Genomic DNA, 2602 nt, shown 5'->3' with positions numbered 1-2602 from the left:
TATTTCGCGCCGGATTGTACGCCCGCCATATCGAGCAGGTCGGCCAGTTCGAAACCGTTCCACGGAACGACCATCGACCACGCCTCCACGCAGCGGAAACGATAGAGACGATCCTCGATCGTCACCGCTTTCATGATATCCTCGAAAGCGTAGTCGCCGGGCTTGTCCACCATACCTTCGATCTTCACGGACCAGGGTGTGGTCGTCAGCTGATCGGTTTCGTATGTGACCATTTCCTGTGCGCTGAGGGGCAGGGCGAGGCTGACGAAGAATGGCAGGACAAGGCGGAACACGGTGCATCTCCTTCGCTGACAATCGGGTGTGCTGGCTGAAACGTGAGGCGATAGCGTTTTGTTCGAGCCAGGGCCGACACTACATTTACGCAAGTATATAGAGGAGTAGCATCATGGCAAACCGCTGGCAGAATACCCTTTCGGAAAACGATGTCACGCCGGAGGCCGCATTTTTGAACCGTCGGCAGATCATGGCGGGCGGGGTCGCGGGGCTTGGCCTCGCATCGGGGCTGGGGGGCAGCCCCGCTCTCGCGCAGGAAGCGCTGGACCCCAACGATTACGAAGACATCACTCAGTACAACAATTACTATGAATTCGGCACCGGTAAGGATGACCCTTCCCGCTATGCCGATCAGCTGACGACCACACCCTGGTCCGTGAAGATCGAAGGTATGGTGGACAAGCCCGGCGACTACGCTTTCGAGGATATCATGAAAGCGGTGACGATCGAGGATCGTCTCTATCGTTTCCGCTGCGTGGAGGCGTGGTCGATGGTCGTTCCGTGGAACGGTTTCGAACTGGCCGACCTGCTCGATATGGCGGGCGTACAATCCGGCGCGAAATACGTTGCCTTCGAAACGGCGCTGCGCCCGGATGAGATGCCCGGCGTGAAGTTCCCCGTCCTTGAATGGCCCTATGTCGAGGGGTTGCGGCTGGACGAGGCGATGCATCCGCTGACGATCATGGCGACGGGTATCTACGGCAACGACATCCCCAACCAGAACGGGGCGCCCCTTCGATTGGTGGTTCCGTGGAAATATGGGTTCAAGTCCATCAAGTCGGTCGTGCGGATTACCCTCACGGATACCCAGCCGCCCACCAGCTGGAACAAGGCGAACCCCCGGGAATACGGTTTCTATAGCAACGTGAACCCTGAGGTGGATCACCCCAGATGGAGCCAGGCGACGGAACGGCCCATCGGAGGAGGCCTGTTTGCCCGGCGTGTCCCCACGCTCATGTTCAACGGATACGAGGAAGAGGTCGCGAGCCTCTATTCCGGCATGGACCTGAAAGCGAACTTCTAAGTGGCCTATGAAAACAGCGCGCGGTCGGCCCCTTCGGTGGTCGATCGCCTGAACCAAACTCTGCGGCGGGTGCCGATCTGGCCGCTCTATATAATACTGTCTCTGCCGATCCCCTACTTCTTCTATCTGGGGCTGACCGGGGGGCTGGGCCCGGAGCCGATCAATGCGTTGGAGCGTGAATACGGTGCGCTCGGATTGAAGCTGTTGATCGCGGGGTTGGCCATTACGCCGCTTCGGCGTTTCGCGGGCCTGAACCTGATCCGGTTCCGCCGCGCCATCGGTGTGATGACCTTCGTCTATATACTGTCGCATTTTCTTGTCTGGGCGTTTCTCGACATCCAGACGCTGGACCGGGTCTGGTCCGACATCCTGAAGCGTCCCTACATTACGATAGGCATGGCCGGGTTCCTTTGCCTGATTCCCCTGGCGGCGACATCGAACAACTGGTCGGTGCGCCGACTCGGGCCCCGCTGGCGGAAGCTGCACAAGCTGACCTATGCGGCAGTGATCCTCGGCGGTGTACATTACATCTGGCTGGTGAAGGGCATTCAGCTCGAACCGCTCATCTATATGGCGGTTATTCTCGGCTTGCTGGCGCTTCGAATCCCGGGTCGGCGCAAAAAATCGGGCTGACGACAGAAAACGCGCCCCCGATCCCCATCCTGAGAAAGCAGAGAAGCGATTCACCCCCGGTGAATCGCTTCTTTTTTGCCCCTGAGGCGGTGTCGGAGACGAATCCTGCCCCGAGTCACCCCGCCGATTCAGACGAGTCGGTCCGATTCAGCCAGTGAATCGCACCCGATTCATGCCCTCCCGGGTGAATCGTAGCGTCCGGGACGGGTGAGACCCCAACATATGGAAAACAGGTTCGACAGGCTTACCTATGGTCAGAGCAACAAAATCGCCGTTAGCGCCATCCCGGCGCAATTTTATTCACCCAACACCCTGTTTTAACGGCGAAAAATGACCCGGAGACAAAAAGTGCGTTTTTCCTGAAAAAAGTGGTTGCAGGTATCAGCCACTAACTCTAGAACCCCCCTTACCGGACGAGCAGAGACGCTCCAACGGGGCGCCAGACGGGCCAGACGGAACGGAAACGAACCAGACGGAAACGAGGCGGAAGACTAAAATCAGAGGTAAACGAGGCGGGGCGCGCCAAAAAGTTAGGGCGCATCTCAGTCGATTTTGTCTCTACGCTCTTTGAAATTGATAGTATCTGAAGAGATATGTGGGCGGTTTGGTTCATTCGATGGATCAACGTCTGTATATCGCGCTCCTAGGCTT

Annotated in this window: 3 protein-coding genes; 2 read left to right on the top strand and 1 reads right to left on the bottom strand. The window is 57.9% G+C overall.

From position 1 onward, the window contains the following. Positions 1 to 233 (bottom strand): molybdopterin-dependent oxidoreductase (locus A3764_RS24645; protein ID WP_236628166.1); only part of this gene is annotated, 233 nt, incomplete at its 3' end. Positions 234 to 406: 173 nt separating this feature from the next. Between A3764_RS24645 and msrP the strand changes: the two genes are divergently transcribed. Next, positions 407 to 1318, top strand: coding sequence for a protein-methionine-sulfoxide reductase catalytic subunit MsrP (msrP, locus tag A3764_RS10430; protein WP_067921720.1), 912 nt, complete (start codon positions 407 to 409; stop codon positions 1316 to 1318). Next, positions 1319 to 1951 carry a protein-methionine-sulfoxide reductase heme-binding subunit MsrQ gene (msrQ, locus tag A3764_RS10425; RefSeq protein ID WP_443069061.1) on the top strand — a complete coding sequence of 211 codons (633 nt, stop codon included), beginning with the start codon at positions 1319 to 1321 and terminating at the stop codon, positions 1949 to 1951. It begins immediately after the preceding gene. Positions 1952 to 2602: the final 651 nt, after the last annotated feature.

This window comes from Sulfitobacter sp. HI0129 (assembly GCF_001635395.1).
In the GTDB taxonomy this organism is placed as follows: domain Bacteria; phylum Pseudomonadota; class Alphaproteobacteria; order Rhodobacterales; family Rhodobacteraceae; genus Sulfitobacter.
This window is presented reverse-complemented; position numbering and strand designations above follow the sequence as displayed.

What these genes read in the sequence shown, in the direction of transcription:
- msrP (WP_067921720.1), top strand. Translation starts at nt 407, where the DNA reads ATGGCAAACCGCTGGCAGAATACCCTTTCGGAAAACGATGTCACGCCG.